Origin of the sequence: Bacillus sp. ZY-1-1, assembly GCF_003047165.1 — a bacterium.
GTDB classification, from domain to species: domain Bacteria; phylum Bacillota; class Bacilli; order Bacillales; family Bacillaceae; genus Bacillus; species Bacillus velezensis.
This window is the reverse complement of the sequence record NZ_CP027061.1, coordinates 3,502,016-3,528,872: the sequence shown is the minus strand read 5'-3', so window position 1 is coordinate 3,528,872 and position 26,857 is coordinate 3,502,016. Positions and strand designations below refer to the sequence as shown.

At 48.7% G+C, this 26,857-nt stretch carries 28 protein-coding genes; 19 read left to right on the top strand and 9 right to left on the bottom strand.

Annotated features, from left to right (window positions below; all coding sequences use genetic code 11):
• Positions 1–12 precede the first annotated feature (12 nt).
• Entirely contained in the window at positions 13–234 is a 222-nt protein-coding gene (locus C5I45_RS17720) for a YczF family membrane protein (RefSeq protein WP_003156362.1), read from the bottom strand.
• 121 nt (positions 235–355) lie between these two features.
• Here C5I45_RS17720 and gerKA point away from each other — a divergent pair, with 121 nt between their 5' ends.
• The 10 genes from gerKA to C5I45_RS17670 all read left to right on the top strand — a co-directional run bounded on the left by gerKA (position 356) and on the right by C5I45_RS17670 (position 11,143).
• Positions 356–1,996, top strand: a complete 1,641-nt coding sequence (gene gerKA, locus C5I45_RS17715) for a spore germination protein GerKA (RefSeq protein WP_058906561.1) — start codon at positions 356–358, stop codon at positions 1,994–1,996.
• Positions 1,983–3,209 (top strand): Ger(x)C family spore germination protein, encoded by a 1,227-nt coding sequence (locus tag C5I45_RS17710; RefSeq protein ID WP_003156359.1) that lies wholly within the window; start codon positions 1,983–1,985, stop codon positions 3,207–3,209. The genes gerKA and C5I45_RS17710 overlap by 14 nt, the downstream gene beginning before the upstream one ends.
• Before the next feature lie 24 nt (positions 3,210–3,233).
• The gene (locus C5I45_RS17705; protein WP_003156357.1) at positions 3,234–4,352 is read left to right on the top strand and encodes an endospore germination permease GerKB; all 1,119 of its coding nucleotides are present in this window, start codon (positions 3,234–3,236) and stop codon (positions 4,350–4,352) included.
• Between the two features lie 168 nt (positions 4,353–4,520).
• The gene (locus tag C5I45_RS17700) at positions 4,521–5,846 is read left to right on the top strand and encodes an LLM class flavin-dependent oxidoreductase (RefSeq protein ID WP_029326230.1); all 1,326 of its coding nucleotides are present in this window, start codon (positions 4,521–4,523) and stop codon (positions 5,844–5,846) included.
• A gap of 13 nt (positions 5,847–5,859) precedes the next feature.
• Positions 5,860–6,351, top strand: a complete 492-nt coding sequence (locus C5I45_RS17695; protein WP_015388710.1) for a GNAT family N-acetyltransferase — start codon at positions 5,860–5,862, stop codon at positions 6,349–6,351.
• Between the two features lie 28 nt (positions 6,352–6,379).
• The gene (locus C5I45_RS17690; protein ID WP_024084882.1) at positions 6,380–7,171 is read left to right on the top strand and encodes an amino acid ABC transporter substrate-binding protein; all 792 of its coding nucleotides are present in this window, start codon (positions 6,380–6,382) and stop codon (positions 7,169–7,171) included.
• Between the two features lie 22 nt (positions 7,172–7,193).
• Positions 7,194–7,868 (top strand): amino acid ABC transporter permease, encoded by a 675-nt coding sequence (locus tag C5I45_RS17685; protein ID WP_003156350.1) that lies wholly within the window; start codon positions 7,194–7,196, stop codon positions 7,866–7,868.
• 13 nt (positions 7,869–7,881) lie between these two features.
• Entirely contained in the window at positions 7,882–8,631 is a 750-nt protein-coding gene (locus C5I45_RS17680; protein ID WP_003156349.1) for an amino acid ABC transporter ATP-binding protein, read from the top strand.
• A gap of 17 nt (positions 8,632–8,648) precedes the next feature.
• Positions 8,649–9,800: a M20 peptidase aminoacylase family protein gene (locus C5I45_RS17675; protein ID WP_107994545.1), complete on the top strand. Its 1,152-nt coding sequence runs from the start codon at positions 8,649–8,651 to the stop codon at positions 9,798–9,800.
• Positions 9,797–11,143 carry an MmgE/PrpD family protein gene (locus C5I45_RS17670; RefSeq protein WP_107994544.1) on the top strand — a complete coding sequence of 449 codons (1,347 nt, stop codon included), beginning with the start codon at positions 9,797–9,799 and terminating at the stop codon, positions 11,141–11,143. Before C5I45_RS17675 ends, C5I45_RS17670 begins: the two co-directional genes overlap by 4 nt.
• Positions 11,144–11,246: 103 nt before the next feature.
• Here C5I45_RS17670 and C5I45_RS17665 read toward each other — a convergent pair whose 3' ends face one another.
• Positions 11,247–11,930, bottom strand: coding sequence for an ABC transporter ATP-binding protein (locus C5I45_RS17665; RefSeq protein ID WP_015388709.1), 684 nt, complete (start codon positions 11,928–11,930; stop codon positions 11,247–11,249).
• A gap of 14 nt (positions 11,931–11,944) precedes the next feature.
• Positions 11,945–13,381, bottom strand: a complete 1,437-nt coding sequence (locus C5I45_RS17660; RefSeq protein WP_107994543.1) for an ABC transporter permease — start codon at positions 13,379–13,381, stop codon at positions 11,945–11,947.
• Between the two features lie 212 nt (positions 13,382–13,593).
• On the opposite strand from C5I45_RS17660, the gene C5I45_RS17655 reads away from it, so the two are divergent.
• The 4 genes from C5I45_RS17655 to C5I45_RS17640 all read left to right on the top strand — a co-directional run bounded on the left by C5I45_RS17655 (position 13,594) and on the right by C5I45_RS17640 (position 17,101).
• Complete coding sequence (locus C5I45_RS17655) at positions 13,594–14,277, top strand: two-component system response regulator YclJ (protein ID WP_103695313.1); 684 nt, start codon at positions 13,594–13,596, stop codon at positions 14,275–14,277.
• The gene (locus C5I45_RS17650; protein WP_161620115.1) at positions 14,264–15,697 is read left to right on the top strand and encodes a two-component system sensor histidine kinase YclK; all 1,434 of its coding nucleotides are present in this window, start codon (positions 14,264–14,266) and stop codon (positions 15,695–15,697) included. Before C5I45_RS17655 ends, C5I45_RS17650 begins: the two co-directional genes overlap by 14 nt.
• Before the next feature lie 152 nt (positions 15,698–15,849).
• The gene (locus C5I45_RS17645; protein ID WP_014304340.1) at positions 15,850–16,998 is read left to right on the top strand and encodes a Rap family tetratricopeptide repeat protein; all 1,149 of its coding nucleotides are present in this window, start codon (positions 15,850–15,852) and stop codon (positions 16,996–16,998) included.
• A complete protein-coding gene (locus tag C5I45_RS17640) occupies positions 16,982–17,101 on the top strand; it encodes a phosphatase RapC inhibitor PhrC (RefSeq protein WP_003156334.1) in 120 nt (39 codons plus the stop codon). Before C5I45_RS17645 ends, C5I45_RS17640 begins: the two co-directional genes overlap by 17 nt.
• Before the next feature lie 150 nt (positions 17,102–17,251).
• Here C5I45_RS17640 and C5I45_RS17635 read toward each other — a convergent pair whose 3' ends face one another.
• Entirely contained in the window at positions 17,252–17,362 is a 111-nt protein-coding gene (locus C5I45_RS17635) for a YjcZ family sporulation protein (protein ID WP_369719092.1), read from the bottom strand.
• Positions 17,363–17,441: 79 nt separating this feature from the next.
• Positions 17,442–18,806 carry an aspartate kinase gene (locus tag C5I45_RS17630; protein ID WP_014304341.1) on the bottom strand — a complete coding sequence of 455 codons (1,365 nt, stop codon included), beginning with the start codon at positions 18,804–18,806 and terminating at the stop codon, positions 17,442–17,444.
• Between the two features lie 414 nt (positions 18,807–19,220).
• Between C5I45_RS17630 and C5I45_RS17620 the strand changes: the two genes are divergently transcribed.
• The 4 genes from C5I45_RS17620 to C5I45_RS17605 are packed head-to-tail and all read left to right on the top strand — an operon-like array spanning position 19,221 to position 22,829.
• The gene (locus C5I45_RS17620; protein WP_003156332.1) at positions 19,221–20,174 is read left to right on the top strand and encodes an ABC transporter permease; all 954 of its coding nucleotides are present in this window, start codon (positions 19,221–19,223) and stop codon (positions 20,172–20,174) included.
• Positions 20,164–21,111: an iron chelate uptake ABC transporter family permease subunit gene (locus C5I45_RS17615; protein ID WP_069448545.1), complete on the top strand. Its 948-nt coding sequence runs from the start codon at positions 20,164–20,166 to the stop codon at positions 21,109–21,111. Before C5I45_RS17620 ends, C5I45_RS17615 begins: the two co-directional genes overlap by 11 nt.
• Complete coding sequence (locus C5I45_RS17610) at positions 21,105–21,863, top strand: iron ABC transporter ATP-binding protein (protein WP_003156330.1); 759 nt, start codon at positions 21,105–21,107, stop codon at positions 21,861–21,863. The genes C5I45_RS17615 and C5I45_RS17610 overlap by 7 nt, the downstream gene beginning before the upstream one ends.
• 21 nt (positions 21,864–21,884) lie before the next feature.
• On the top strand, positions 21,885–22,829 hold the full coding sequence (locus C5I45_RS17605) for a siderophore ABC transporter substrate-binding protein (protein WP_003156329.1): 945 nt from the start codon (positions 21,885–21,887) through the stop codon (positions 22,827–22,829).
• A 41-nt stretch (positions 22,830–22,870) separates the two neighbouring features.
• On the opposite strand, the gene C5I45_RS17600 is transcribed toward C5I45_RS17605, so the two are convergent.
• The 4 genes from C5I45_RS17600 to C5I45_RS17585 form a co-directional block, all read right to left on the bottom strand.
• Positions 22,871–24,295, bottom strand: a complete 1,425-nt coding sequence (locus C5I45_RS17600) for an MDR family MFS transporter (RefSeq protein ID WP_015388705.1) — start codon at positions 24,293–24,295, stop codon at positions 22,871–22,873.
• Between the two features lie 17 nt (positions 24,296–24,312).
• The gene (locus C5I45_RS17595; protein ID WP_003156326.1) at positions 24,313–25,188 is read right to left on the bottom strand and encodes a TetR/AcrR family transcriptional regulator; all 876 of its coding nucleotides are present in this window, start codon (positions 25,186–25,188) and stop codon (positions 24,313–24,315) included.
• Between the two features lie 160 nt (positions 25,189–25,348).
• Positions 25,349–26,095, bottom strand: coding sequence for an oxygen-insensitive NADPH nitroreductase (gene nfsA, locus C5I45_RS17590; RefSeq protein WP_032857700.1), 747 nt, complete (start codon positions 26,093–26,095; stop codon positions 25,349–25,351).
• A gap of 16 nt (positions 26,096–26,111) precedes the next feature.
• The gene (locus tag C5I45_RS17585) at positions 26,112–26,399 is read right to left on the bottom strand and encodes a putative quinol monooxygenase (RefSeq protein ID WP_003156323.1); all 288 of its coding nucleotides are present in this window, start codon (positions 26,397–26,399) and stop codon (positions 26,112–26,114) included.
• Positions 26,400–26,540: 141 nt separating this feature from the next.
• Between C5I45_RS17585 and C5I45_RS17580 the strand changes: the two genes are divergently transcribed.
• Positions 26,541–26,855 (top strand): ArsR/SmtB family transcription factor, encoded by a 315-nt coding sequence (locus tag C5I45_RS17580; protein ID WP_003156322.1) that lies wholly within the window; start codon positions 26,541–26,543, stop codon positions 26,853–26,855.
• Positions 26,856–26,857: the final 2 nt, after the last annotated feature.

Sequence of the window (26,857 nt, the reverse complement as noted above, 5' to 3'; positions counted from 1 at the left end):
GCCTTGCGCCTGTCAGGCATCTTTTTTACCTGATTTATATAAAGCGATCATTTCTCTGATTAAAAAGAGGGCGAATAAAAACAGCATCAGCCATTCTGAGAAGGTGGTCAATTTAAAAGCGGACAGGTTGTTTTGAACCGCTCCATAGAAACTGAAACCTTGCAGCATATCCACCGTTACTGAAATGATCAGACAGGCAGTCAGCAAAAAGAATGAAACCCCCAATATTTTCATGCGCATCACTCTCCCTTTTTATCCTTTTCGATTACGCAGAACTTATACAGACTTTCCGCCGTGCATAATCTTTTGCCGTACAGGAAGAATATGAAAAAAACGAGGAAAGGTTTTTTGCGATATGCCGCCATTTTTTAAGCAGAGGAAACAAAAAAAAGCCGATCAAAACGACCGTGACAATGAAAGCAGAAAAGAAGCGGACAGCCAGCCGGACAAAGAGCGGGATGAGCCGATCTCCCTCAGCTTAAAGCAAAATATGAAGAAGCTGTCTGAGAGGTTCGGCAACAGTGCCGATGTCGTCATCCGCCGGCTGAAAATCGGAAAAGAAGAGCTTCCGGCCGCAATCGTGTATATCGCCGGTTTGGTAGACGAACAGCTTGTCAGCCAATCCCTTCTGGAGGATTTAATCGATATCCCGTCCGTTCAGCCGGAACAAGCGGTCTGCCTGATATACGATAAAACGCTTGCGATCGGCGGGGTGAAAGAGGAAGAAAAATGGAAAAGCCTTTATGCCGGGCTGGTGGCGGGCAGCACGCTCATTTTTGTCGACGGGGCTGACAAGGCGCTGATCGCCAGCACGGAAGGGGGAGAGCACCGGTCCATTCAAGAGCCGAGCACTCAGGTCTCTTTCCGCGGCCCGCGCCAGGGATTCACTGAATCTCTGCAAACCAATATTTCCATGATCCGCAGGTATGTAAAAACGCCTGATGTATGGGTTGAAAAAATGGAGATCGGACACGAAACGAATACGGATGTCGCGCTGATGTATATTAACGGAATTTGCGATAAAAAGCTGATTAAGGAAGTCCGCAAGCGGCTGAAGCACATTGACATCGACAGCATCCTGGAATCCGGCTACATTGAACAGCTCATTGAAGACGCGCCGTTTTCTGTGTTCCCCACCGTATATCATACGGAGCGGCCGGACGTCGTGGCGGGGAATCTGCTGGAAGGACGATTTGCGATTATCGTGGACGGAACGCCGTTCGTTCTCATCGCGCCGGCCTTATTTATTCAATTTTTTCAATCCGTTGAGGATTATTATTCACGATTTGATATCGCCACAAGCATCAGGGTGCTGCGGGTTTTGATTTTCTTCATTTCACTGGTGGCGCCGGGGATTTATGTGGCGGCGACGACCTTTCACCAGGAAATGATTCCGACGCAGCTGCTGATTGTCATCGCGGCTCAGCGGGAGACGGTGCCGTTCCCGGCCGTGATTGAAGCGCTGACGATGGAAGTGGCTTTTGAGATTCTCAGGGAGGCGGGTGTCCGGCTTCCGAGAGTTGTCGGCTCCGCCGTTTCCATAGTCGGAGCGCTTGTCATCGGCCAGGCCGCCGTACAGGCCGGCATCGTCTCCCCGGCCATGGTTATCGTCGTCGCGCTGACGGCGATTGCCAGCTTTGCGACCCCGGCTTTTGACATGGCGATATCCGCGCGGCTGATCCGGTTTCTCTTTATTCTGTCAGCGGCGGTCATGGGATTTTACGGGCTGATTCTGGGCATTATCATGATGTTCGTCCATCTGTGCGGCCTGCGTTCATTCGGTTTTCCGTATATGTCCCCGCTCGCTCCTTTGACCCCGGGCGGGCTGAAGGATTCCATCCTCCGCGCTCCGTTATGGGCAGATGAAAAAAGGCCGGAACTGCTCGTGCAGGAAAACAACAGGCGCCAAGGGGAACATCAAAGACCGAAACCGGAGACATCCAGAGGGATGGTTAATAAAGATGTAGAAGAGGGCGACGGTAATGAAAAGACGTAAATGGATACTTATCCTTTGTACGATGGTTTCCCTTATGTTTGTATCCGGATGCTGGGATAAAAGGGAGCTGACTGATTTGGCTGTGATCTCCGCCATCGGTATTGACCGGACTGAAACGGGAAAATACGTCCTTCACTTGCAAATTATCAATCCGGGAAACGTGGCCGGCGGTCTGCAGGGCGGCGGAGCGGGAGACCGGCCTCCGGTTTCCGTCTATTCGGTGTCCGGAGACAATATGACGGAAGCTTTGAGAAAAGGCTCGATGAAAGTGTCCAGAAGGCTCTATTTTGCGCATACGAATCTCGTGGTGTTCAGTGAAAAGCTGGCGAAAGAGGAAGGGCTCAGTTTTATTCTGGACAATCTTGACCGCGACACCGAATTCAGGACGACCGCAACCGCGGTGATCGCGCATAATTGCAAGGCTGAAGACATTATTAAAGTGCTGACGCCGATTGATAAAATCCCTTCCAATAAAGTGAACAAGACGCTCAGCTTCACGCAGGAACAATACGGCAGAGTCATTAAAACCAGCCTTCAGGACGTTCTGATTGATCTCGCTTCTCCGGCCGGGTCGCCGTTTATTCCGGGTTATGAAATGCACGGAGACGATAAAGCCGGTCCTACGATGGAAAATACGCAGACGACTGAACCGAAAGCAGTGCTGTCAGCGGACGGACTGGCGGTGTTCAAAAAGGATGGGAGGCTGGATTACTGGATTGAGGATGACGACAGTGTGGGGGCTGTATGGCTGCTCAATAGGATCAAGCATACGTTCATCAATGCGGATTGGAAGAATGTGAAGCACGCAATCAGTCTGCAGGTCACCCGCCAGAATACAAAGGTGACGGCCACTTTTCCGAACGGAAAACCGCATATTCACGTGCATGCTCAGGTCGAGGGGCTGGTGGACGCTGTCAGATACCCTTTCCATCTGTCTGATCCGCAAGTGCTGATGACGATGCAAAAGGCGCTCAGCGTGCAGCTTGACAAAGATATCACCAAATCAATTGAAGATATAAAAGCCCGTAAGAATGACTTCGTCGGCTTCGGAGACCTGATCTATCGGAAGCATCCGGACAAATGGAAAAAGTTCAAAGGGAAGTGGGATGAAGAATATTTCCCCAATCTCCCCGTAGATGTCAAAACGGAAGTCATTATCAGAAGAACGGGCTTGCGGAATAATCCTCTCTCAGACAAGCTTGAGCATGATTGATTTGAGGAGAAAGGAGCGAAGCGTATGGAAAATGCGAAAATCGGCACGCGTCAGCTGTTTATTATGATCATTTTGTTTGAATTGGGCAGTTCGTTATTGATCCCGCCAGGCACGATGGCCGGGCGGGATGCATGGCTGTCCGTGCTTCTCGGGTGCGTTATCGGTCTCGGACTTTTCTACGTTTATCAGGCGCTGTATCAATTTTTTCCTGAGTCTTCTCCGAGAGATTACATGAACGAACTGATCGGCAGACATCTGAGCTGGGCGGTCTCGCTTCTTTATATTCTCTATTTTTCTTATATCGCGGCCCGCGTATTGCGGGATTTTGGCGAAATGCTTGTCACCTTCGCCTACCAGGACACGCCGCTTTTAATTGTGAATGCCATGCTGATGATCGCCGCGATATTTGCAGTCAGAAAGGGTATTGAAGTGATAGCGAGAGCCGGCGAGCTGCTGTTTGGCATTATGTATTTTCTGACAGCCGTCGGGCTGATCCTCATTATCAGCTCAGGCACGATAAACCTCAGATTTCTCCAGCCCGTTTTAGCGGAGGGTGCAGGAACGGTCATTTATTCCGTGTTTAAACAGACGATGTTCATCCCGTTCGGTGAATTAATCGTGTTTGTCATGATTTTCCCTTATTTAAAAGATCGGAAAAAGGTGAAGAAAACCGGATTTCTGGCGATTATCATCAGCGGGCTGTTTTTGGCGATGTCAGTGGCGATTAATATTTGTGTGCTGGACGTCAACTTAATGCTCCGCTCTCAATTTCCGCTGCTGAGCACCATACAGACGATTAAAGTAGAAGAGTTTTTAGACCGGCTGGATGTCTTTTTCATGCTCGTGCTCGTCATCGGCGGTTTTTTCAAAGTCAGCCTTTTTACATATGCGGTTGTCGTGGGTGTGTCCACGCTGTTTAAAGAAAAAAATCCGTCTCAGCTGGCCTTTCCGGTCGGATTGGGGGTGCTGATTCTCTCCATCAGCATCGCAAGCAATTTTTCGGAACACATGAATGAAGGCTTAAACATTGTGCCGATCTATATTCATCTTCCGTTTCAAGTGCTGTTCCCCGTTTTGCTGCTTATCATTGCCGTTATTAAGAAAAAGGTCAAAGGGACCGTCTATACAGTTTCGAAGAAATAACCCGGACGGTGCGCCGGGTTATTTTTAAAATCATGATTTTTGTCTTAATGCATTGACAAACTTGCGTGACAATTGTACATTTTGATTTATTCTTATAAAATTACTAGGAAATATAGGTTTAGTGGTGTTAATATTTTCCGAACCGTATTTCAGAATAGAAGGAGATCCATCATGACAAAGAAAAAAGAAATCAAACTCGGTGTGTTTCTCGCGGGCACCGGCCATCATGTCGCTTCTTGGAGACATCCTCAGGCACCGGCGGACGCGAGCATGAATTTGGATTATTTCAAAGAACTGGCGAAAACAGCTGAGCGGGGGAAATTGGACATGCTGTTTTTGGCGGACAGTTTATCAATAGACGGCAAATCACATCCGAATGTGCTGACGCGCTTTGAGCCGTTTACGCTGCTGTCGGCGCTCGCTCAGGTCACATCCCGCATCGGTCTGACGGCGACCGCGTCTACCACATACAGCGAACCGTTCCATATCGCGAGACAATTTGCATCGCTTGATCATCTTTCCAACGGCCGCGCGGGCTGGAATGTCGTCACATCTTCGATTGAATCGACCGCGCTTAATTTCAGCGGCGAAAAGCATCTTGAGCACCATCTCAGATATCAGCGCGCGGAAGAATTCGTTGAAGTCGTCAAAGGATTATGGGATTCGTGGGAGGAAGACGCCTTTATCCGTGACAAAGAATCAGGAGCATTTTTCGATAAAGACAAAATGCATGAATTGAACCATAAAGGAACATATTTCTCCGTGAGAGGGCCGTTAAATGTCGCCCGCACACCTCAAGGGCGCCCGGTCATTATTCAGGCCGGATCATCAGGAGACGGAAAAGCGCTGGCCGCCAAAACGGCGGAGGTCATTTTCACCGCGCAAAATCATTTGGAGTCCGCGCAGGAATTCTATCAATCTATTAAAGAACAAGCGGCTTCTTTCGGCCGTGATCCTGAAAAAATCGCGATCATGCCGGGGATCTTTCCCGTTATCGCCGATACCGAGGAAGAAGCGCAGGCAAAATATGAAGAGCTCCAAGATCTCATCATTCCGTCTGTCGGCCTGAACATTCTGCAAAACTATCTGGGCGGCGTCGACCTTTCCGCCTGCCCGCTTGACGGCCCGCTGCCTGAATTGGATGCGGATGCGTCGAATGCCGTTAAAAGCCGGTTCAAGCTCGTTCAGGAGATGGCCAAACGCGATAACATGACCATCCGCGAGCTGTACAAATATGTGGCGGGTTCAAGAGGCCATCATATCTTTGTCGGAACGCCTGAACAGCTTGCCGATAAGATGGAAGAATGGGTCGGAAAACAAGCTTGTGACGGCTTCAACATCATGCCGCCGCTTTTGCCTGAAGGTCTCACTCTTTTTGTAGACAAAGTGATTCCGATTTTACAAGAACGGGGCGTGTTCAGAAAAGAGTATGAAGGAACGACGCTCAGAGAACATTTCGGACTGGAAAAACCGGCAAACCGATATGCCGACTAAAGGAGGGCTCATCATGTCAAGACAATACCGGCTTGCAACGGAGGCAGACGCTGATGAGTTGCTTTCACTGACACTGCGGGCGTATGAACCGATCCGCAAGCTCGGCATCAATTTTGCCGCTGCCACGGCGGATAAAGAACTCGTATTAACTAACATACAGAAAAACGCCTGTTACGTTTTGGAGGAAGACGGACGGATTCTGGCGACGATTTCTCTGCGGATGCCGTGGGGGCCGAATCCCGGGCCGTACGGTGTCCCTCATATTTGGTGGTTCGCCGTCGATCCTGAAACCGGAAAAAAAGGGACGGGCTCAGACATGCTGGAGTGGCTGGAGAATACAGTGCTCCGCGATACATTAAAAGCGCCTTTCGTGTCACTGGGCACAGCGGACAAGCATCCGTGGCTGATCGGCATGTACGAGCGGAAAGGCTACGTCCGCGCAGGCGAAAAGGATTTAGGAAAAGGCCACATCACCATCTATTTAAAAAAACAATTGCAGGATTAACATTTTAATAGGAAAAGGCGGGATTTCAATGAAGAAGAAAACATGGGCTTTGCTGCTGTCTGCCGCGCTTTTGGCGGTCTTAACAGCATGCGGAAACGGAAAAGAAAGCGAAGGCGGCGATAACGTGCTGCATGTCGGCGCCACGGGACAAAGCTATCCGTTCGCATATAAAGAAAACGGCAAGCTGACAGGCTTTGACGTGGATGTCATGGAAGCCGTAGCGAAAAAAATCAACATGAAACTGGACTGGAAGCTGCTTGAATTCAGCGGACTGATGGGCGAGCTCCAGACCGGCAAACTCGACACCATCTCAAACCAGGTCGCTGTCACGGACGAACGCAAGAAAACGTATAACTTCACAGAACCGTATTCGTATGCGGGCACTCAAATCGTCGTCAAAAACGATAACAAAGACATCAAATCAGTCAATGATCTGAAAGGAAAAACAGTGGCGGCCGTTCTGGGCTCAAACCACGCGAAAAACCTTGAGAGCAAGGACCCGGATAAAAAAATCAACATAAAAACATATGAAACACAAGAAGGTACGCTGAAAGACGTGGCTTACGGACGGGTTGACGCCTATGTAAACAGCCGCAGCGTCCTGATCGCCCAGATCAAAAAGACCGGTCTGCCTCTGAAATTAGCAGGAGACCCGATTGTCTATGAAAAAGTCGCTTTCCCGTTTGCGAAAGATGCGGCTCACGATAAAATCCGCAAAAAAGTAAACAAAGCCATTGAAGACCTGCGGAAAGACGGCACGCTGAAAAAGCTGTCTGAAAAGTACTTTAACGAAGATATCACAAAGGAAGCAAAGCAATAAGAAACGGCGGTGAAAATCGAGAATGAACAGCATTGATTGGGGATTTATGTTTTCAGCTTTTCCCGCGTTAATCGAAGCCTTGCCGATCACATTACTAATGGCCGTCGCGGCCATGGTATTTGCCGTGATCGGCGGCCTTATATTAGCGCTTATCACAAAAAATCGTATTCCTGTGCTTCACCAGCTGTCAAAGGTGTATATTTCATTTTTCCGGGGCGTGCCGACGCTCGTGCAGCTTTTCTTAATTTATTACGGCCTGCCTCAGCTCTTTCCCGGGATGAGCAAGATGACGGCGTTAACTGCGGCGATTATCGGGCTAAGCCTGAAGAATGCCGCCTACCTGGCTGAAATCTTCCGCGCGGCGCTCAACTCAGTCGATGAGGGGCAGCTTGAAGCCTGTCTGTCTGTCGGAATGACAAAATCCCAGGCGTACAGACGGATCATTTTCCCGCAAGCCGTCAGAAACGCGCTTCCCGCGACGGGAAATACGTTTATCGGCCTGTTAAAAGAAACATCGCTCGCTTTTACATTAGGTGTGATGGAGATGTTCGCCCAAGGAAAAATGTACGCATCAGGCAACCTCAAATATTTTGAGACGTATTTAGCCGTCGCGGTCATGTACTGGATTCTTACGATTATTTACAGTGTGCTGCAGGATCTGCTCGAACGGGCGATCAGCAAGCCTTATCGCACATAGGAGGAGGCTCAGGATGATACAAGTCAGACATATTCGAAAAGCATTTAAAGACCTTACCGTACTTGACGGGATCGATCTTGAGATCAAAAGCGGCGAAGTTACGGCCATCATCGGCCCGTCAGGCTCGGGAAAATCAACGCTCCTCCGCTGTCTGAATCTGCTGGAGCGCCCGGATGACGGCATCATTGAAATCGGCGATGCAAAGCTGAATGCAGCGTCCTATTCGCGCAAAGACGTACACAAGCTTCGCCAGCAGACGGCGATGGTGTTTCAGAATTACAACCTGTTCAAAAACAAAACCGCCCTGCAAAATGTGACAGAGGCGCTGATCACCGCGCAAAAGAAACCGAAAAAAGAAGCGGAACAGATCGGTATGGACCTGCTGCGGCAAGTCGGTTTAGAACACAAAGCGGACAGCTACCCGATTACGATGTCAGGCGGGCAGCAGCAGCGGATCGGGATTGCGAGAGCCTTGGCCGTTGATCCTCACGCGATTTTACTGGATGAACCGACTTCGGCCCTTGACCCTGAGCTTGTAGCCGGGGTGCTCCAAGTCATCAAATCAATTGCCGAAAAACAGACAACCATGATCATCGTCACGCATGAGATGGCTTTTGCGCGTGAAGTAGCCGACAAAGTTATTTTTATGGCGGACGGACGCATCATCGAACAGGGAACGCCGGAGGAGCTGTTTGACAATCCGCAGAACGAACGGACGAAAAAATTCATTAAGCAAGTGGGAGAGCCTGCCGAACTTGTCTAAGAAGGGAAGAAGAAGAAATGGCAAATGAAACGTATGAATCATTAAACAAACGTTTAATCAATATCCGCCGCGACCTTCATGAACACCCTGAGCTGTCAGGCGAGGAATTCGAAACGACGAATAAAATCCGCCGCTGGCTGGAGGAAGAAGGAATCACGGTTCTTGATGTGCCGAAACTTCAAACCGGAGTGATCGCTGAAATCAAAGGAGATAAAAGCGGCCCCGTCATCGCCGTCAGAGCGGACATCGACGCACTGACGATCGAAGAGAAAACAAACCTTCCGTTTGCTTCGCGCAACAGCGGCGTGATGCACGCATGCGGCCATGATTTCCATACGGCATCTATCCTCGGCACGGCTTTCTTATTAAATGAGAGAAAGCATGAGCTGAAAGGAACGGTGCGGTTTATTTTTCAGCCCGCGGAAGAAATCGCCGCCGGAGCAAGACAGGTCATTGAAGCCGGCGCGCTTGACGGTGTATCGGCGATATTCGGCATGCATAACAAACCTGACCTCCCCGTCGGCACGGTCGGTCTGAAAGAAGGCCCGCTTATGGCGAGTGTCGACCGCTTTGAAATCACCGTGAAAGGAAAAGGCGGCCACGCCGGAATCCCCGACAACAGCATTGACCCGATTCAGGCGGCAGGGCAGATCATCGGCGGCCTGCAATCGATTGTCAGCAGAAACATCAGCTCGCTTCACAATGCCGTCGTCAGCATCACAAGAGTTCAGGGGGGCAGTTCTTGGAATGTCATTCCGGACCATGTTGAAATGGAAGGAACCGTCCGGACGTTTCAAAAAGAAGCGCGGGACGCTGTTCCGAAACATATGAAGCGGGTTGCCGAAGGAATCGCGGCCGGATTCGGGGCAGAGGCTGACTTCCGCTGGTTTCCTTACCTGCCGTCAGTGATGAACGATGCCCGATTCATACAGGCGGCGGAACAAACGGCTGAAAGCCTCGGACTTCAAACCGTTCGGGCAGAACAGTCGCCCGGCGGCGAAGACTTCGCATTATATCAAGAAAAAATCCCCGGCTTCTTCGTCTGGATGGGAACAAACGGAACAGAAGAATGGCACCATCCAGCCTTTACACTCGACGAAAAAGCGCTTCCGAAAGCGGCTGAGTTTTTCGCCCGGCTTGCCGTCAATGTATTGGAGCAGACGGAATGAATACGGAAAATCTGACGGCCGGACTTGCTCAGGCCGTCATGTCGTCTGTGCCGGAAACATCCGCCGAAGCGATGAAAGAAGCGCGCAAAGGACTGCTTGATTTTACAGCGGCAGCTTTTGCGGGGAGACGGGATACAGGAGTTGAAAAGCTGGTAAAACTGGCCGAAGAAGAAGGCGGGATGCCGATAGCGCCGCTTATCGGCAGAAATCAAAAAACCACGCCGTCCCAATCCGCGCTCATTAACGGTTTCATCGCACATGCGCTTGATTTTGACGATGTTCATTCTGATGTAAGAGGACATCCGAGCGCGGTCATCCTTCCGGCTTTGATTGCAGCCGCATCAGCCGGCCGGATAGACAAGAGCCGTTTTCTCGGTGCTTATGTGACGGGAATCGAAGTGATGGCGCGGCTCGGCGAGTCAGCTGGAAGGCATCATTACGAGAAAGGCTGGCACAATACAGGAACGTTAGGTGCCATTGCGGCCGCATGCGCCGTCGGATTCGCGGAGAATCTGAATCAAACCCAATTACAGAAAGCAATCGGGTTTGCAGCTGCCCGTTCCGGAGGCATGAGAATGCAATTCGGGACAGAAATGAAGCCGCTCCACGCCGGCCTGGCCGCTCAAGCCGGGGTGTTCGCCGTAAAGCTTGCAAAGGCCGGTTTCGGCGGCTCAGCTCATGCGCTCGACGGGGAGAAAGGTTTTTTCGGACTGTACGGCGATCTTGAACGGGCAGAAACCCTGCTTGTAAACGGGTGGGGAAACCCTTGGCGGATCGTGAGTCCGGGACTTTGGTTTAAGGTTTATCCGTTTTGCTCGGCGGCCCATCATGCGGCGGACGCCATTCTCAAGCTGAAGGCCGAACATGGTCTCACTTTCGGCCAAACGGAACGGATTGACGTGATTTATCCGCCGGGCGGGGACGCCGCATTGACAGAACGGCGTCCGAAAACAGGCGAAGCGGGTCGGTTCAGCGTAGAATATGTGATCACCTTAGCTTTGCACGGTAAGGATTTTTCAGTTGAACATTTCACATCCGAGCCGATTCCGCAATCCCTTCAAAAAGGATTTGAGCGGATTCACCGCAGCTGCGATGACCAAATTCAGCCGGCTGACAACGCCGTTCCGAAGGGCCGTTTTACAATTGTACGGGTCACGGTTTCCGGCGGTCATGTCTATGAAGCACGTATCGACTGTCCAAGGGGAGCGCCGGGAAACGGTCTTTCTGAAAAAGACATTGAAGACAAGCTCCGGCTCGCTTTGCCGGGAGAAGAGAAAAAGGCGGAAGAATTGATCAAAGCAGCCGGACAATCAAATATTGACCGTTATTTACAGCTGATATAAATAAAAAGAGCGAGGGGATGCAGCCCTGGCTCTTTTTACGTTCACTTCTATTGAATAGGGGGATATAGGGTGCGCCCCTGTCTGCGCTGGCAGGGGCGCGGTATCAGGAAACGGCCGTGCCGTTTTCTTTGACCGTGAAACTTCCTCTTGATAAGCGGATGTTGATATCAGACACTTTGGCAATTTGTTCGTCGTGCGTAACCATGATGACGCATTTGCCGTCTTTATGCGCCAGATCCTGAAAGAGCCGGACGATTTCCTTTGACGTATCCTCGTCGAGGTTTCCCGTCGGCTCATCCGCGCAAATCAGATCCGTATCACAGCAGAAAGCCCGCGCAATTGAAACGCGCTGCTGCTGTCCGCCGCTTAATGTCAGCACCCGCTGACGGGCCTGCTGTTCGGTGATGCCGACTTTATCCAGCATGCTGAGCGCGGACGCATCTTTGTTGTTCTCCTTAGATCCGGTAATCTCCATCGCGGTTGTGACGTTCTGGAGCGCCGTCATATACGGGATCAGATGATGAGATTGAAAGACGATAGAGACATATTGATTTCTGAATTTGGTTAATCCGATTTTGGAGATGTCTTCTCCGTTATAAAGGATGCTTCCCTCTTTAGGTGTGTCAAGGCCGCCCGCCAGAGACAGAAACGTGGTTTTTCCCGTTCCGGAGGCGCCGGCAATTGTATAAAACTTCCCTTTTTCAAAGCTGATCGTTATATCCTGAAACAGCGGCTGTGATTTATCTTGGTACCAGTAGCCGGTCTGTTGAAAGGTTAATAGGCTCATTATGCTGCCTCCTCTTATTCCTGCTTGGTCAGGATCGTTTTAGGGTGAAGCCGCATGACTGATACAGACGGCAGTAATGTGGCGATGACGGCAATTGCGACGCCGATCCCGCCGAGAATCAGAAGGTCATTCAGCGAAACGTTTACCTGCATTGTACTGATGACATCTGCACCGGATGAATGCTGACCGAACATGCCGTCTCCCCGCGGCATTTCTCCTCCGCCCCAGCCGCTTGTTTGCTGCTGGGAATCATCGGCTGAGCTGACCTGCTGGGAAAGAAGCTGATTTCCGAGCTGATTCGCCACAAGGCTGCCCGTGACGGATGCGATCCCGATGGCGATAACCGCGACAATCAGAATTTCCGTTAAGAATTGTCCGATGAGCTTCCAGCGCTTTTCGCCGATCGCCATCAAGACACCCATTTCATACTTGCGTTCCCTGATCGACATCATCACGATCAATCCGAGAATGACCGCGCCCGCGATGGATACAAGGTACACCACGTTTTTAGAAAATGACGCGACATTTTCAATCGGGCCGGCCATTTGCTGATACACCTGATCATTTGTCGTCAGCGTGTAGGTTTTATCATCTATAGATGTTTTTTTCGCAGCCGCAACGAATGAGTCAATATATTTTGCATCATCCATATAATAAACGGCTGAGCTGATTCTGTTTTTGTTATCAGACCCTTTTAACGCCGCAGCTGCGGTGTAAGGCGTATAGATTTTATTGTCAGGGTTTAAGAATGAAAAATGCTCTGCCTGATCGTCTCCTGATGATGTTGTTTTATAAATTCCCACAATTTTAAGCTTTGTACTCACAGAATCATCCGCTGCTGAGGAAACTGTAATGGAGCCGCCGACCTTCAGCTTGTTTTGATCTGCCAGCGTTTCATTGATCACTGCGACTTTTGCGTCCGCATCTGTTTTTGTGATGGCGCGGCCATCAGTGATTTTTGAGCTCCCGCCTGTGAAATCATCAAGCAGCGCCGTAGAGAGCACGCCTTCGACCGAAATATCCGCTGAAATCATCTGTCTTCCGCCGCCTTGAAAACGGCTTCCGCCGGAGCTGTTATCGGCTGATTCGCCTGAGCTTTTTATCGCGTCAAAGCTTTCTGCGTTTGCTGACGCTGTCGTGAGGAAGTTGTAATTTTTAACGTGCTGTAAAGATGTAAGTTTCTTGGCATCAGAGACGGAAATCGGCGTTGATTCAAACGTCCTCTTTTCACCGTCTTTTTGCTGCTGCGCCATTTGCTTTTGGCGGTCAGCCTGGAGTGTGACGCTCCCGCCGATCTGCTGCCTTGCCAGTTCGCTTGATTTCTTTGCCGCTGACTGGATCGTAAGACCGGACAGGACAAAAATGCAAATCACTGAAAACACAACCAGCTGCAAAAACGTTTTTCCCTTTTTTGCCTTCATGCTCCAAAAGGCTCTTTTTATAAAGTTCATGTCTGTTCCTCCGTGTGGGTGTCAGATCTTGTAAAACCAGCCTTCTTTAGAACCGGTTATCCGATATGTATATAGTAGGAGAAATGTATGAAAAAAATATGAACAAACTATTTCCGGGTGATGAAATAAAAACTAACAATTGTGAAACGCGAAAATATCCGGGTAAAATGGTGCTATTATAAGTAAAAGCGTCAAGATAAACGGAGGACCCAATGAAGATATTAATGGTAGAAGACAATATAAGCGTATGCACCATGACGGAAATGTTCTTTTTTAAAGAAGGATTTGAAGCCGAATTTGTCCATGACGGAGTGGAAGGCTATCAGCGGTTCACGGAAGAGGACTGGGATTTGGTCATTCTGGATATTATGCTTCCATCTATGGACGGAGTGACGATCTGCCGGAAAATAAGAGAGACGAGCAGTGTGCCGATTATTATGCTGACCGCAAAGGACACGGAGTCTGATCAGGTGATCGGGTTTGAAATGGGAGCCGACGACTATGTCACCAAGCCGTTCAGCCCGCTGACGCTAGTAGCGCGGATTAAAGCGGTGATCAGAAGATACCGGGCGACGGGGCAGGCCGTAAAAAGCGGCGACTTGATCGAAACGGCGTGTTTTTCAATCAATAAGAAGACGCGGGAAGTGTTTCTGCATGGAAAGCCTGTCGAGAATCTGACGCCGAAGGAATTCGATCTGCTCTTTTATCTCGCACAAAATCCGCGCCAGGTCTTTTCGAGAGAGCAGCTGCTTGAGCAGGTGTGGGGCTATCAATTTTACGGCGATGAACGTACGGTTGATGTTCATATTAAACGGCTGCGCAAAAAACTGTCCAGTGACGAAAAACCGTTTTTATACACGGTGTGGGGGGTAGGATACAAATTTGATGAGGATTAAATACTTATATCAGCTGCTGTTAAGCCATGTCAGCATTTTGATTTTGGCCTTTTTCATCATCATTTCCCTGTTTTCGCACTTTGTGAAAGATTTTGCGTATCAAAATAAAGTGGATGAGCTGTCTTCTTACGCCCAGCAGATCACAAGTGAGCTGAACGGACGCGATCTTGATCTGCGCCGCCTGTATCCGTATCAGGACATGTTAAAAACGCGCGAGACCAGGTTTATTATTTTTGATGAACATCAGCGGCCGTACTTTTTTCCTGACGATATGCCGCCGCGCGAGAAGCTCAAAAGTAAGGAGTGGCACATGCTGAAGCAAGGGAAAACCGTTCAGATCAGAGCGGAGATGAACCGTTTTAATACGGAGGGCTTGGAAGTATCGCTTGTCGCAAAACCGCTTTTGATCAACGATCAATTTAAAGGCGCGGTGCTGCTCGTGTCTCCCGTCAGAGGGGTCGAGCAGATGATCAGCCAGGTCAACCGCTATATGATTTACGCGATTATCAGCACCCTTATCATCACGATTCTGCTGAGCTGGCTTTTATCTAAATTTCACGTTAAGCGGATTCAGACATTGCGGGATGCGACCGGAAAAGTGGCATCCGGGGATTACGATATTTCGCTCAAGAACAGCGGCGGCGATGAAATCGGCATGCTGGCGTCCGATTTCAACATCATGGCCAAAAATCTGAAGCAATCGAGAGAGCAGATTGACCGCCTGGAAAAACGGAGGCGCCAATTTATCGCCGATGTCTCCCATGAGCTGAGAACGCCTTTGACGACCATTAACGGACTTGTGGAGGGGCTTAACAGCAACACCATCCCGGAAAAAGATAAAGAGAAATGCTTCTCGCTGATCAGTGAAGAAACGAAGCGGATGCTCAGGCTCGTGAAAGAAAACTTGGATTATGAAAAAATCAGATCCCAGCAAATCAAACTGGACAAGCTCAGTCTGCCGCTCATCGAGGTGTTTGAAATTATTAAAGAGCATCTCAATCAGCAGGCGGAGGAAAAACAAAATCAGCTGCGGATTCAGGCGGAGGACGGCGTCAAAGTGTTCGCCGATTATGACAGGCTGATCCAGATTCTCGTCAACATCACGAAAAACAGCATTCAATTTACGCAAAACGGAGACATCACGCTGCGCGGGTATGAAGGCTATAAAGAAACGGTGATTGAGATCGAAGACACCGGAATCGGCATCTCCAAAGAGGAAATTGAGCATATATGGGAGCGGTTTTATAAGGCGGACGTGTCCCGGACGAATACGGCATACGGCGAATACGGACTCGGCCTGTCCATCGTCAGGCAGCTCGTTGAAATGCACAAGGGCACGATAGATATTGCCAGCGAAAAAGGAAAAGGCACGACGTTTACAATCCGCCTTCCGCTGAATACGAAACATGAATCATCTTGAAACCGGCAGTCCCGTCTGGCTGCCGGCTGTTTCATCTTCACTCGGAAAATTGCGCTCTGCCGAAACAAAGTTTGCGTGTTTTTCGGGATGGAAAGACACGGAAACGTGATAAAATAACTGGTAAACAGGTCTTGGATGGGGAGGGTGAAGGAATGAAGAGCGGGTTAATTCCTTCTTCAGCAGTCGGGCAGAAAATTAACGAGTGGTATCGATACATCAGAACATTCAGCGTGCCGGATGCGGAGATCTTGAAGGCCGAGATCAAACAAGAGCTTGACCGTATGGAGCCTGATTCAAACTTAGTGCTTTATTATTCCCTCATGGAATTTCGCCATCAGCTGATGCTGGACTACTTGGAGCCGCTGGAAAAACTGAAGATAGAAGACCAGCCGACCCTGTCGGAAATTCTTGATAACATTGATAACAGCCAGGCCGGCCTCAAAGGGCTTCTCGATTATTACGTCAACTTTTTCAAAGGCATGTTTGAATTTGATAAAAGAGAATTTATCTCAGCGATTACATATTATAAACAAGCTGAGAAAAAACTGGCCTTCGTATCGGACCACGTGGAACGGGCGGAGTTTTATTTTAAAGTGGCCGAAGCTTATTATCATATGAAACAAACGTATTTTTCTTTGATACATATAAAAAACGCTTATGAAATTTACGTCGAGCAGGACACATATAACGTCCGGATCATTCAATGCCATTTTGTATTCGGCGTCAATTTAATGGATGAAAGGCGCTTTGAACAGGCGGCCAAACATTTTCAGCACGCTCTGCAAATGGCCGAAAAAGAACAAAAAGCGCAGCTTGTCGGGAGGGCGCTGTATAACCTCGGACTGTGCTACTACAATCAGGACCGCATCGGCGAAGCGATTCCGTACTTTGAACGGGCGGTTGATACATTTGAATCACAAAGAATCGTCAATTCTCTTCCTCAAGCATATTTCCTAATCACACTCATTTACTTTAAACTCGGAAAAAAAGAAAAAGCGTCGGAATATCACAAGCGGGGATATGAATATGCTAAAGAAACAGACGATCCCGTTTACACGGTAAAATTCGAATGGCTGCAGGCTCTGTATCAGGCGAAACCGGATGAGGAAACAATCAGCGCGTGTTTCCGTTACCTGGAAGATAAAAATTTATACGCCGATATAGAGGATTTAGCACTAGAAGCAGCTAAATATTACTATGAACAAAATTGCTTTAAGATTTCTTCTGACTATTTTCTGAAAGTCGAAGAGGCAAGGAAACAAATACAAAGGAGTGAGGGTTTGTATGAAATTGAAATCTAAATGGTTTGTTATTTGTTTAGCAGCCGCCGCGATTTTTACAGTGACAGGTGCAGGCCAGACAGATCAGGCTGAATTCCATGTAGCTGAAAGAGGAATGACGTGAGAAGAAAATAACCTGAACAAAGGAAAAGACTGCCCGGGAATGTTCCCGGCAGTCTTTTTTTTTGCGCGGCCGGACTTGAACAGCGGCGGAAAACAAAAGAAAACGCCGCAGGTCAAAACCCGCAGCGTCCTCATATAGACGGAGTGATGCTTAGAAACCGCCAACATAGGCAGTACCTACAATAACCAACAGGATAAATAAAACAACGATCAAAGCGAAAGAGCTGATTCCAGAATATCCTGACATGAGCTTCACCTCCATATTGTCTATACCATACAATATGTAAAAGAAGCTGCTTTGTAAGGGATATTAGTGGACAAGAGAAAAAAGAGGCGGTGTCCTATGAGAGTAAGACTCCGGCGAAAAACTCGTCATACAGCGCCCGCACCGCTTGTTTTTCCTGTTCTTCTTTCACCCCGAACATCATGCTGACTTCCGATGACCCCTGATTGATCATCTCGATGTTGACGCCGGCTTCGGACAGTGCTTTGGATGCCCTGGCGGTTGTGCCGACATTATGGCGCATCGCTTCCCCGACGACCATAATCAGCGCCAGGTTGTGCCTGACTGTGACTTCATCTGCTTGAAGTTCCTGCTTCAGACGGGTGACGAGCCTGTGTTCCAGTTCTGAGTCCATCTGATCGTGCCGAAGGATGATCGTGATGTCGTCAATGCCGGATGGAACATGTTCATACGTCAATCCTTCTTCCTCCAAAATGTGAAGGGCTTTGCGGCCGAAACCGATTTCCCGGTTCATTAAATATTTGCTTATGTAAATGCTGCAAAAGCCCGTGTCGCTTGCGATGCCGATGACTGGCCCGTTCGTATTGTCACGGCTGCTGACGACGCGCGTTCCTTTCGCCTCCGGATTATTCGTATTCTTAATCTGAACGGGGATGCCGGCCCGAAAAGCGGGAATCAGCGCTTCATCATGAAAAACGGAAAACCCGGCATAGGAGAGCTCACGCATTTCCCGATACGTCAGTTCGTTAATCTCTTTCGGATGCCGCACGATTGACGGGTTGACGGAATAGACGGCGTCCACATCAGTAAAGTTTTCGTACAGGTCGGCTTTTAAGCCGCTGGCGAGAATGGAGCCGGTAATATCAGAACCGCTCCGGGAAAACGTCACAATCTCATGCTCCTTCGTGTAACCGAAAAATCCCGGAAAAATGATCAAGCCTTCACGGTTTCTCAGACGGTACAAATGATCATAAGACTCAGGGAGCACCTGGGCGCTTCCGGGTTCATTCGTCACAAACAGCCCCGCTTCTTTCGGGCTTACGTATTCGGCTTTCACGCCCTGCCGGCGGAAGTAGGCCGCGATCAGCTTCGCGTTGTTGTCCTCGCCGCTCGCTTTCACCGCATCCATATACTGATCGGGATTGGCTTTGCTGCTGTTTAAGAGAGCGAATAGGTCACTGCGGATTCTTTCTATAATAGAGAAATCCAGGTTCAGCTCACGCGCGATGGCGGCGTACCGTTCAATGACCGGTTCGGCAAGCTCGGGCGCTGCACCATTTTGCAAATAATGCTCCGCACAGCGGATTAACAGATCCGTCACCTTTGTATCGTCCGAGAAGCGTTTTCCCGGCGCCGATACGACGACGGCTTTCCGCGAGGGATCAGCCGTCACGATTTGAAACACTTTCTCAAGCTGGGCTCCTGACGCAAGAGAGCTGCCTCCGAATTTTACAACTTTCATGATTTACATCCCCTAATATTTAAATTTTCTCACAAATTTAATTTTTATTATCTCTCTTTCAAACATGTAAATCAAGGATTTTTTCTATGTGGGGAGAACATTTGTATTTTCATGGAGGAATTTTGCCGCTGTTTGTCAGATTTGTTTCCCGCAAGCGTGTCATCATGTGCAAAAAATGATAAGCAGCCAAATGAAGGTTATAGAAAATCCTGCAAATTCTTGATAGACTGATTGTAAGACAATTTAGTGTACGGCCCGCGGATGACCGTTTTTGAAAGCAAAACTGTATTGACTGCGCTTGGAAAGATGATAAGATTATAGTTGTCGTTGATAATGATAATCATTACGAGTGGGGATATATGGGAGTTGTTTGGCAATCAGTCATACCGTTTGTGATGGGTGCAGGGAGGCAGCATGAAGCTACGTTACTTACTTTTGCTACTGGCGGTTTTGGCGTGTACTTCTATATTTATCGGTGTAGAAGATTTGTCGCCGCTGGATATTTTTCATTTAAATAAAGAACAGGCAGGTACATTGTTTGACAGCCGGCTGCCGCGTTTGGTGAGCATTATCATCGCCGGCATGAGCCTGAGCATCTGCGGATTAATCATGCAGCAGATCAGCCGGAATAAATTTGTATCGCCGACGACTGCGGGAACGATGGACTGGGCAAGGCTCGGAATTTTGATTTCATTAATGCTTTTTACGTCAGCGAGCCCGCTTGTGAAAATGTCTATCGCTTTTATTTTCGCGTTGGCGGGAAATTTCCTTTTCATGAAAATCCTCGAGAGAATCAAGTTCAATGATGCGATTTTTATTCCTCTCGTCGGTTTAATGCTTGGGAACATCGTCAGCTCAATCGCCACGTTTATCGCATATAAATACGACCTGATCCAAAACCTGTCATCTTGGCTGCAGGGAGATTTCTCACTGGTCGTTAAAGGCCGGTATGAGCTTTTATATCTGAGTATCCCGCTGGTGATCATCGCTTATGTGTATGCGGATAAATTTACGGTGGCGGGAATGGGAGAGAGCTTTTCCGTCAATCTCGGCCTGAAATACAAACGCGTCGTCAATATCGGTCTGATTATCGTGTCGCTCATCGCTTCACTGGTGATCCTGACCGTCGGGATGCTGCCGTTTCTCGGTTTGATCATTCCCAATATGGTGTCGATTTACAAAGGGGACAACCTGAGGAGCAGCCTGCCTCACACAGCTCTCTTGGGCGCTGTTTTTGTGCTGTTTTGCGACATTTTGGGAAGGGTGATCATCTTCCCGTACGAAATTTCCATCGGCCTGATGGTCGGTGTTATCGGTAGCGGCATCTTCCTGTATATGCTGTTAAGGAGAAAAGCATATGAGTCATAATAAAAAAATTACGCTGCTGGCGGCGCTCGCCATAATATGTATCGGATTCTTTCTGTTCTACGGACTGGGCAATTGGGAATACTCCCTGCCGAGACGATGCTTCAAAGTGCTTGCCATGATGCTCACAGGGGGAGCGATCGCGTTTTCAACGGTCATCTTCCAGACGATTACAAATAACCGCATACTGACACCGGGCATTTTAGGCCTCGATTCCCTGTATATGCTCATTCAGACCGTCATCGTGTTCCTGTTCGGTTCAATGAATATCGTCATGATGAACAAAAATCTTAATTTCGCCATCTCCGTCGGGCTGATGGTGCTCTTGTCACTCGTTTTGTATCAGCTCATGTTTAAAGGCGAGGGGCGGAACGTGTTTTTCCTTCTGCTTGTCGGCGTCGTGTTCGGCACGCTGTTCAACAGTCTGTCATCCTTTATGCAGATGCTGATTGATCCGAATGAGTTCCAGGTTGTTCAGGACAAAATGTTTGCCAGCTTTAACAATATCAACACCGATCTTTTAGGATTTGCCGGTGCTGTCTTTCTTCTGACAGGCATTTATGTCTGGCGGTTCACGCGGTTTTTTGACGTGCTGTCGCTCGGCAGGGAGCACGCCGTCAACCTTGGGATTGATTACGATAAGCTTGTGAAACAGATGCTCATCGTCGTCGCCATTCTTGTGTCTGTCTCTACGGCTCTTGTCGGGCCGATTATGTTTTTAGGACTGCTTGTCGTCAATCTGGCGAGAGAGTTTTTAAAAACCTACAGGCACACGTATTTAATCGCGGGTTCCGTCCTGATCAGCATCGTCGCGCTCGTCGGGGGCCAGTTTGTCGTGGAGAAAGTGTTCACGTTTTCCACGACGCTGAGCGTCATCATTAATTTTGCCGGCGGGATTTATTTTATCTATCTGCTGTTAAAGGAGAATAAATCATGGTAGAGGTCAAAAATGTAAGCAAACAATACGGAGGGAAAACCGTCCTTGAGAAAACGTCTCTATCCATTCAAAAGGGCAGGCTCACCTCGTTTATCGGTCCGAACGGCGCGGGAAAAAGCACGCTGCTGTCTATCATGAGCCGGCTGATTAAGACGGATTCCGGAGAAATCACGGTCGACGGGCAAGAGATCGGGGCCTGTAAAAGCAACGATCTGGCGAAAAAAATCAGCATCCTGAAGCAGACGAACCAAATCAATATCAGACTGACGATTAAAGACCTGGTCAGCTTCGGCAGATTTCCGTATTCCCAGGGGAAACTGACGGATGAAGATTGGGTGCATATCAACCAGGCCCTCAGTTATATGAAGCTGGATGACTTAAAGGATAAATACCTCGATCAGCTCAGCGGAGGCCAGTGTCAGAGGGCGTTTATCGCGATGATCATCGCTCAGGATACGGACTATATTTTTCTCGATGAGCCGCTGAACAATTTAGATATGAAGCATTCCGTTGAAATGATGAAGCTGTTGAAGCGGCTTGTGGAAGACTTCGGAAAAACGGTCGTCGTAGTGATTCACGATATCAACTTCGCATCCGTATATTCAGACCATATCGTCGCACTGAAAAACGGACGGATCGTCAAAGAAGGGCCGGCGGAGGAGATCATTGAAACCTCCGTGCTTGAAGATATTTATGATATGACCATCCCGATTCAAGAGATTGACAGTCAGCGGATCGGTGTGTACTTTTCTTAAAAACCAGATGAGGTGAAAGTCATGAAAAAATTCGCATTGCTATTCATTGCGCTAGTTACGATTTTTGTTGTTTCTGCATGCGGAAACGGGGACAAAACATCAGGCAAATCAAAAGAAACAATCACAATCAAAGATGATCTGAACAAAGAAGGAGTCAAAGTGCCGAAGAATCCGAAAAAAGTCGTCGTATTCAACTTCGGAATGCTGGATACGATGGATGAACTCGGTTTACAGGATCACGTGGCGGGACTTCCGAAACAAAACCTTCCAAAATACTTATCTTCATATAATAGTGATAAATACGCCAATACCGGCGGTTTAAAAGAACCGGATTTTGAAAAAGTCGCGGATATTGATCCGGATTTAATCATTATCGCCCACAGACAATCTGATTCTTATAAAGAGTTCTCAAAAATCGCGCCGACGATTTATCTTGATGATGACTATACAAACTACGTTGACAGATTCAAGCAAAACACTGAAGTGATCGGCAAAATCTTTAACAAAGAAAATGAAGTGAAAGATAAGCTTGCGAAAATTGACAAATCCATTGCCGATCTGAAGAAAAAGACAAGCAGCACGGATAAAAACGGGTTAGTGGTGATGGCGAACGACGGCAAAATCAGCGCGTTCGGATCTAAATCAAGATACGGCTTCATTCATGATGTGTTCGGCGTCAAACCGGCTGACAAAAACATCGAAGCCTCACTGCACGGACAAAGCATTTCCTATGAATATATCGCCAAAACAAACCCTGATTACATGTTTGTCGTTGACCGCGGAACAGCGATCGGCACAAAATCTTCAACAAAACAAGTGGTTGAAAATGATTATGTAAAATCGGTGAAAGCCGTGAAAAACAACCATGTTGTCTACCTTGATTCAGCTACATGGTATTTATCAGGAGGCGGCCTGGAATCCATGGCGCAAATGGTGAAAGAAGTAAAAGACGGAATCGAGAAGTAAAAAAAGAACCCGGTCACATACGTGATCGGGTTCTTTTTGGTTTACCGCGTAACGGCCTGCTGCTGCTCGGGCTGACGCGGTTTTTTCTTCAATGTAAAAGATAGGAGGAAGCCGGCTAGCGCGATGCAGGCGGCTACGACAAAGGCCGCATTCATGCCGTGCAGGGCGGCGTTTGCCGGAGTTGACGCATTGGCGTGCGCGGCCTGGCTGCTCATCACGGAAACCAGCAGCGCCGTACCGATAGAACCGCCGACTTGGCGGACGGTATTGTTCATGGCTGTGCCGTGCGGAATTAAGTGGCGCGGCAGGGCGTTGATTCCCGCTGTCGTCACCGGCATCATAATCATGGCTGTTCCCAAAAGCCGCGCGGTATAAACGACGACAATCCAAATGAGAGACGTCGAGTCCGTCAGATTCATAAACGGCAGGGACGTGAGCAGGATGATGAAGAATCCGGTCATCGCAAGGCCTTTTCCGCCGATTCTGTCAAACACCCGGCCGATAAACGGAGACATCATCCCCATCACAATCGCGCCCGGCAAAAGCATTAATCCGGTATCAAACGCGGAGACGCCCCGGACTTTTTGCGTGTAAAGCGGGAGAATGGTTTCCGTTCCGATCAGCAGCGCGAAAACAAGCGTTCCGAGCAGGGTGGTCAGGCTGAAAATCCCGAAAGAAAACACACGGAATTCCAGCATCGGTTTTTTGAGCTTCATCTGTCTTGCGATAAAGAAAATCAGCGCGGCCGCTCCGACAAGCAGCGAAGTCAGCACTTCAGTACTGGTCCATCCTGAGGAACCGGCGCTTGAGAAGCCGTAAAGCAGCCCGCCGAATCCGAGGGTCGATAAGATCACGGATAAAATATCAATCTGTGTTTCTCGTAATGTCGTGACGTTTTTCATCAGAATAATTGCTAAAAGCAAATCGATGACTGCGATCGGGAAGATGATATAAAACAAAGACCGCCAAGAGAATGCTTCGACCGCCCATCCGGAAAGCGTCGGGCCGATCGCCGGCGCGAACGAAATAACCAAGCCGACCATACCCATGGCGCGGCCGCGCTTTTCCATCGGGAAAATCGTGAGAAATACCGTCTGCATGAGCGGCAGCATAATTCCGGCGCCGGCCGCCTGAATAATCCGGGCCGTTAAGAGCACCGGAAAGTTCGGGGCGAATGCGCCGACAATGGTGCCCGCCGTGAAAATACTCATAGCGGAAATCAGGAGGGTGCGGCTCGTAAATTTCTCTATTAAAAATGCGGTAATCGGAATCAAAATCCCGTTTGTCAGCATAAACGACGTTGTCAGCCATTGCGCTTTGTTGGCATCTATATTGAAGTCATTCATAATGTGCGGCAGCGCCGTGATAAGCAGTGTCTGGTTCAAAATGGCGACGAACGCTCCCGCCAAAAGAATCCCGACAATGACAGAGCGGTTGTATGGTGCAGTTTTAATACTCTTATTCAAGCTGATTCCTTCTTTCTTTATAGTTTGAGCAATGTTTTAACGGCTGCAAGCGGCTGGTGCAGCGGTCCGGCCTGCTCCAAATAACCGATGAGCGCTTTTATAAGAAAATCCCGCGGCTGTTTGTCCGCTGATTCTTTCTCCAGCATAACCGCCGCGGAAGCGAGTCCTGCGGCATCATATTTTTCCTCCGGAAGGGCTGAGACGGCTTCTTTCAGTTCCTTCAGGCTTTCAGCCAGCAATACGGTTTTGTCTTTCGGCTCAAATGAGGAAGCGGAGGCGGTATAAAGGTCAATCATCTCCTGAGGCAAAGCGGTTTCGGTTTTCCTGTTTTCGACGATGAGATTGAGATGGCGGATGATAAAGTCCGTGAGCGGCTCCAGGGCGAGCGGTTCTTTTTCCAGCTTAATCAGCGTGATGCATTCTCTCAGGAGCCCCTGCAGGACGATCACCAGCTCCCATACATAAGGAATAATGTCTTCGCCGTACGTCTGAATCAGTGAATCGCGATGCCAGCAGATAAAGGTGGAGCGGGCCCTGTGAATATGCCGTTTTACCCGCTCATTAATGGAAGAGGGGCTTCCGTACATCAGCATATTAAAAAACTGCTGGTTGCGTCTGAAGCCTTCAAGCTCAGCCATCAGTTTTTTGGCAAACCGTTCCTCAGGGGAGAGGCTCGTTTCTTCATTTAATAATGAAGCGGCCGCTACCATCTGTTTCTGGTTAAAATCGAGCAGCTCCAGGAGCAGGTCTTCCTTTGATTCAAACAGCTTATACAAAGATGCTTTGGAGACTTTGCACTCCTCTGCGATCGCCTGCATCGAGACCGACGAAAAGCTTTTCCCGGAAAAAAGCTTCCTTGCCGCCAGCAGAATATCCGTTTTCTTATCATTCATAAGCCCAGATTCCTTCTTTCGTCACAATAGAAAACCCATCGGTTCACAGAAAACCAATGAGTATATGATGAAAATATTAACAAAAATTTTTACATAGTGTCAACGCTTTTGTTTGAGAAATAGAAAAAACCTGCCGGAGTGTTCCGACAGGCTGATACGTTTATTTATCCGTCTTAAATCCTTGTTTTTCAAGCATTTCACGAATGTGAGGATAATAAACCTGCTTATAGTAGGAAGTGATGCCTTGTGACCAGTTTCTTGTTTCCTGTCCGTCGGTGCGTTTTTTCATGTATTCGGACATCTGCTTGTCATAGGCCTCGATATGGGTTCTTAAATCTTCTTCTTGATACGTTTCATGATGCAGAACGGCTGCTTGCGGCAGACGCGGTTTTTTCGCGGAGCGGTCTGCCGGATGGCCGATGACGAGACCGGAAACCGGGAAAACGTATTTCGGAAGTTTCAGCAATTCAATGATTTCGTCAGGCTTGCCGCGCACGGCGCCGATCGGCACAGTGCCGAGTCCCATTGATTCAGCCGCAGCCGTTGCCGTACCCAGCGCAATCCCGACATCTACGGCTCCGACTAGAACGGACTCTAAACCGTTCGTGATCTCAAGCGGTGTATCATTATATTCTTCAAGCGCAATTTTGGCGCGGTTAAAATCAGCGCAGAATAAAAGGAAAACAGGCGCTTGGTCAATCCACGGCTGGCCGCCGGCCAATTCGGATATTTTTTTCTTCCGCTCCTTATCTTTCACCGCAATAACGGTAAATTGCTGGCCGTTAATGGAAGTCGGCGCTGCCTGAGTTGCTTGGATGATAAGGTCCAGCTGCTCATCCGATACGGGTTCATCTGTGTAGCTGCGGATGGAACGGTGGTCTGTTAATATTTGAAGGACTTCGTTCATGTCATTCATCCTTTCGTTACTCTGACAGTTCTGTGCGGACGACGTCAAGCGGCGCACTCAGCACTTCTTTTGCTTTTGCCACGAATCCTTGGAAATGGTCAGTTGCGTTGTGGAATTTCATCGCTTCTTCATCTTTCCATTGCTCAAGCATAACGAATGTATTTTCCTCACCGACTTTTTCGAAAAGATCGTATTGCACATTTCCTTCTTCCGCGCGTGAATGCTGAACAAGTGATTGCGCTTCTCCTAAAAATTCCTCGCGTTTATCCGCTTTTACTTTCATGTAAGCCTGTAAGACGATCATTGTTATTCCTCCTGATTGGGTTTATTTGTTATAGTTCGAATATTATCGAACTAACTGTAACATGTTTCGCAGTGAATGGTAAAGGAAAAACCCTCACCGCCTAAATTGTCACCCGCCGCTTTTATGTGTTACATTTGACTCATGAACATTCCAAACCATCCTGAAACCGACCGCTTACAGCTGACAAAGGTTCTTCATGCTCTGAGTGATCCGCTCCGCTTAGAGCTGGTCAAACAATTGGCGGAAACAACAGAAAAAACGTGCGGTACCTGCGCTGATGTCCGGGTCGCCAAATCAACGCTGTCCCATCACTTCAAAGTGCTGCGGGAAGCGGGGATCGCCCAAGTGCGCATAGACGGGAAGCACCGTTATTATTCCCTGCGCAAAGATGATTTACAAGCGGCGTTTCCCGGCCTGCTGGAGGCGATTTTGCAGACAGAACCGGACCGCTGGTAAAT